This is a genomic window from Streptomyces sp. NPDC060027 (assembly GCF_042737005.1).
Lineage (GTDB): Bacteria > Actinomycetota > Actinomycetes > Streptomycetales > Streptomycetaceae > Streptomyces.
Genome location: NZ_JBHWVI010000379.1, coordinates 1 through 4,672, shown reverse-complemented (window position 1 = coordinate 4,672; position 4,672 = coordinate 1). Strand labels below are relative to the sequence as shown.

At 71.9% G+C, this 4,672-nt stretch carries 3 protein-coding genes; 1 reads left to right on the top strand and 2 read right to left on the bottom strand.

Going from position 1 to position 4,672, the window contains the following annotated elements; translation table 11 throughout:
* Nucleotides 1-1,601 (bottom strand): DEAD/DEAH box helicase (locus ACFWBT_RS41900; RefSeq protein ID WP_385709752.1); only part of this gene is annotated, 1,601 nt, incomplete at its 3' end.
* A gap of 226 nt (nucleotides 1,602-1,827) precedes the next feature.
* Nucleotides 1,828-2,688, bottom strand: a complete 861-nt coding sequence (locus ACFWBT_RS41895; RefSeq protein ID WP_385709749.1) for a class I SAM-dependent methyltransferase — start codon at nucleotides 2,686-2,688, stop codon at nucleotides 1,828-1,830.
* 320 nt (nucleotides 2,689-3,008) lie between these two features.
* Between ACFWBT_RS41895 and rpsA the strand changes: the two genes are divergently transcribed.
* Nucleotides 3,009-4,517, top strand: a complete 1,509-nt coding sequence (gene rpsA, locus ACFWBT_RS41890; protein WP_385709746.1) for a 30S ribosomal protein S1 — start codon at nucleotides 3,009-3,011, stop codon at nucleotides 4,515-4,517.
* Nucleotides 4,518-4,672 lie beyond the last annotated feature (155 nt).

Here is a 4,672-nt window from a genome sequence, read left to right as displayed (position 1 = left end):
GACAGGGGGGCCGGGGCGCGGTCACCGTCCCCTCCGTGCCCCGGCCCCCCGGCGCGTGTCGTGGGAGAAGAAGGGGAGCCGGAGGCAGGCCCGGCGCCGGACGCCGCGGAGCGAAGACGGCGCGACTCGGTGCGCCAGCGGGCCGCGTAGGCGTCGCCCCCACGCCGGGCGGTGCGCCAGGCGGCGGCCAGGTCGTCGCCGTACTCGCGCGGGGGCTCCTCGCTGAGCAGGGCGACCACGTCGGCGGCCCGCGCCACGCCCACCACCGGGGTCGCGTCCAGCAGCGCCCGGGCGAGCCGGGGGTGCAGACCCAGGCGGGACATGCGCACACCGCGTTCCGTGGCCCGTCCCGCGGCGTCGACCGCGCCCACGGCCGACAGGACGGCCCGCGCCGCCGCCATCGCCCCGCCCGGCGGCGGATCCAGCAGGGCCAGCCCCGTCGCCTCCGGATCGCCCCAGCAGGCGGCCTGGAGGGCGAACGCCGTCAGATCGGCCACCTTGATCTCGGGGGCCGGGTACCGCGTCAGACGGCCGTCCTCCGCCTCCGCCCAGCACCGGTACACCGCGCCCGGTGCCTCACGCCCGGCCCGCCCCGCCCGCTGGCGTCCGGCCGCCTGCGAGGCCCGTACGGTCGCCAGGGCGCTCAACCCGCGCGCGTGGTCCACCCGCGGCTCCCGCGCCAGTCCCGAGTCCACGACCACCCGCACCCCGGGAACCGTCAGCGACGACTCGGCCACCGAGGTCGCGAGGACCACCCGGCGCCGCGCACCGGGCGCGAGCACCGCGTCCTGCACGGCGGCCGGAGCCCGCCCGTGCACCTGAAGCACATCGACGTCCCCGAGACCGCCCAGCTGCCCGGCGACCCGCGCGATCTCCCCGACCCCGGGAAGGAAGCACAGGACATCCCCCGAGCGCTCGGCCAGCGCCCGCCGCACCGTGGACGCCACATGCGTCAGCAGCGCCGGGTCCACCCGCATCCCGTGCGGCGGCCGTACGGGGCGCGCGGGCGGCGACCACACCACCTCGACCGGATACGAGACACCCTCCGCCTCGACCACCGGCGCGTCGCCCAGCAGTCGCGCCCAGCCCCCGGCGTCCGTCGTGGCGGACGCGGCGACCAGCCGCAGCTCGGGCCGGAGCGCGGCCCGCACGTCCAGCAGGAACGCGGCCACCGTGTCGGCGTCCAGATGCCGCTCATGGCACTCGTCGAGCACGACCACGTCGACGCCCGCCAGCTCCTGGTCCCGCTGCAGCCGCTGGAGCAGGACCCCGGTCGTGACGACCTCCACGCGCGCGCGGGGGCCGACCACCCGCTCCCCGCGCACCGTGAAGCCGACGCTTTCACCGACCCGCTCGCCCAGCAGCCACGCCATCCGCCGCGCGGCGGCCCGGGCCGCGATCCGCCGGGGCTCGGCCACCACCACCCGGCGCGCCGGGCGCCCGTCGTCCAGGAGACCCGCCAGGGCCAGCGGCACCAGCGTCGTCTTGCCGGTGCCGGGCGGCGCCACCAGCACCGCGCCGCCGTGCCCCTCCAGGGCATCGTCCAGACCGGGCAGGGCACTGCGTACGGGCAGCACGTCCAGGGCGTCGTAACGGATCACGCCCCCAGTCTCGTACGGGCGTCAACTCGTACCGGCGCCGAACCGGCCGCCCACGAGCCTCGGGACGGCCCTTCGCGCGGGCGGGGGGGCGCCGTCGGTACGACGGGCCACACGCGCGTGCGGTACGCGTGCGCCCTCGCACGCCTCACGCGCGCGTGCCTCTTCGCTCGAAGCCGTTCAGGCCGCAGCCCCGCACTCGCGCCCCTTCGGACCGGAGTCCCTTACGTCAGCCCCGTTCGCAGACGAAGATCGCCGTGCCCGGAATGAGGTTGCCGCGCAGCGGGGACCAGCCGCCCCACTCCTGGGTGTTCCAGGCGGGCCACTCCGGCTCGACGATGTCGACCAGGCGGAAGCCGCCGGCCACCACGTCGCGGACCCGGTCGCCGACCGTCCTGTGGTGCTCGACGTAGACCGCGCGGCCCTCGTCGTCCTGCTCCACGTACGGAGTGCGGTCGAAGTAGGACGCGGACACCGTCAGACCCTCGGGACCCGGCTCGTCCGGGAACGCCCAGCGGACCGGGTGCGTGACGGAGAAGACGAAACGGCCGCCCGGGCGCAGCACCCGGTGGACCTCCCGCAGCACCAGCACCGGGTCGGCGACGAACGGCAGCGCGCCGTACGCCGAGCACGCGAGGTCGAAGGAGCCGTCGGCGAACGGCAGTGCGCTCGCGTCCGCCTCCACCAGGGGCACGGTGCCCCCGATGCGCAGGGCGTGCTGGAGCTGGCGGTGGGAGAGGTCCAGGGCGACCGGACGCGCGCCCTGTCCGGCCAGCCAGCGCGAGCACTGTGCCGCGCCGGCGCCGATCTCCAGGATGTCCTTGCCCTTGAGGTCCTCCGGAGGGCCGAGCAGCTCGGCCTCCACCTCGTCCAGGCCCTCGGGGCACCACACGAATCGGTCGTCGCCGAGGAACGTGCCGTGTTCGATCTGGTAGTCGTCCGCGTTCCGGTCCCACCAGCCCCGATTCGCCCGGGAACTCTCGATGAGGTCCGCGTCACGTCGGGTGGCTTCCGGTTCGAACGGTTCGGGCTCTTGGATGATCGGCTCCCTCGTCGTACTCTTCCGTCCAACCCGTCTCGGGCGTGTCACGAAAGAGGCGTCCTACTGCCCGCGTGGCCTTGTGAGACAGGTCTTGTGCCGGGATTGCGGCGATCCGCCCCGGGTGTGCGCCTTCGCGCATTGACCCTGCCCGGCTGCCCCCGTATGCTACAAGTTGCGCTGCGGGCCTGCGCTCCTCAGACGTAGCAGGCTGCGCTCGCATCTGTATGTATGTCCCCTCGGTTTTCGAGGCGCCTCCGGCTTGGCCGGGTTTGGCGCTTCCTTGGCTGTCCGGCCTTCTACAGAGCGAAACGGGCTCCCGGCGTAAGCAGTACCTACGACTCACTGTCCGTACCGGAGCCCTTTCCCACATGACGAGCAGCACCGAGACCACCTCTACCACGCCGCAGGTAGCGGTCAACGACATCGGTAACGAGGAAGCATTCCTCGCCGCGATCGACGAGACGATCAAGTACTTCAACGACGGCGACATCGTCGACGGCGTCATCGTGAAGGTCGACCGGGACGAGGTCCTGCTCGACATCGGTTACAAGACCGAAGGTGTCATCCCGAGCCGCGAGCTCTCGATCAAGCACGACGTCGACCCGAACGAGGTCGTCAAGGTCGGCGACGAGATCGAAGCCCTTGTTCTCCAGAAGGAGGACAAGGAAGGCCGCCTGATCCTCTCGAAGAAGCGTGCCCAGTACGAGCGCGCCTGGGGCACCATCGAGAAGATCAAGGAAGAGGACGGCATCGTCACCGGCACCGTCATCGAGGTCGTCAAGGGTGGACTCATCCTTGACATCGGCCTCCGTGGCTTCCTGCCGGCTTCTCTCGTCGAGATGCGCCGTGTCCGCGACCTCCAGCCCTACGTGGGCAAGGAGCTCGAGGCCAAGATCATCGAGCTGGACAAGAACCGCAACAACGTGGTCCTGTCCCGCCGTGCCTGGCTGGAGCAGACCCAGTCCGAGGTCCGCCAGACGTTCCTCACGACCCTCCAGAAGGGTCAGGTCCGCTCCGGCGTCGTCTCCTCGATCGTCAACTTCGGTGCCTTCGTGGACCTGGGTGGCGTCGACGGTCTGGTGCACGTCTCCGAGCTCTCCTGGAAGCACATCGACCACCCCTCCGAGGTTGTCGAGGTCGGCCAGGAAGTCACCGTCGAGGTCCTCGACGTCGACATGGACCGCGAGCGTGTCTCGCTGTCGCTCAAGGCGACGCAGGAAGACCCGTGGCAGCAGTTCGCCCGGACGCACCAGATCGGTCAGGTCGTCCCGGGTAAGGTCACGAAGCTCGTCCCGTTCGGTGCGTTCGTCCGTGTGGACGAGGGCATCGAGGGTCTGGTCCACATCTCCGAGCTGGCCGAGCGCCACGTGGAGATCCCGGAGCAGGTCGTCCAGGTCAACGACGAGATCTTCGTCAAGGTCATCGACATCGACCTCGAGCGCCGCCGCATCAGCCTCTCGCTGAAGCAGGCCAACGAGGCCTTCGGTGCCGACCCGGCGTCGGTCGACTTCGACCCGACCCTGTACGGCATGGCCGCGTCGTACGACGACCAGGGCAACTACATCTACCCCGAGGGCTTCGACCCCGAGACCAACGACTGGCTCGAGGGCTTCGAGTCCCAGCGTGAGGTGTGGGAGACGCAGTACGCCGAGGCGCAGCAGCGCTTCGAGCAGCACCAGGCCCAGGTCATCAAGTCCCGCGAGGCCGACGCGCAGGCCGAGGCCGAGGGTGCCACCTCCACGAGTGCGGCTCCGGCTGCCTCCGGTGGCGGCGGCGGCGGCTCCTACTCCTCGGAGTCGGACGACAACTCCGGCGCCCTGGCGTCGGACGAGGCGCTGGCTGCCCTCCGCGAGAAGCTCGCCGGCGGCCAGAGCTGAAAGCTCTCCGCTAGCAAGTAGCTGAAAGAAGTGGGGGCGCCCCCGATGGGGGGGGGGCCACAGACACGGGGGGGGGGTGGGCGGGGGGGGGGGTCGGCGGGACCCGGGTTCGGGGGTGGCCCCATGACCCCCGCACCCCGGTGGGGGGGGGACAA

Bases quoted from the DNA above. Each gene is read 5' to 3' on its own strand.
- rpsA (WP_385709746.1), top strand. From the start codon at position 3,009: ATGACGAGCAGCACCGAGACCACCTCTACCACGCCGCAGGTAGCGGTC.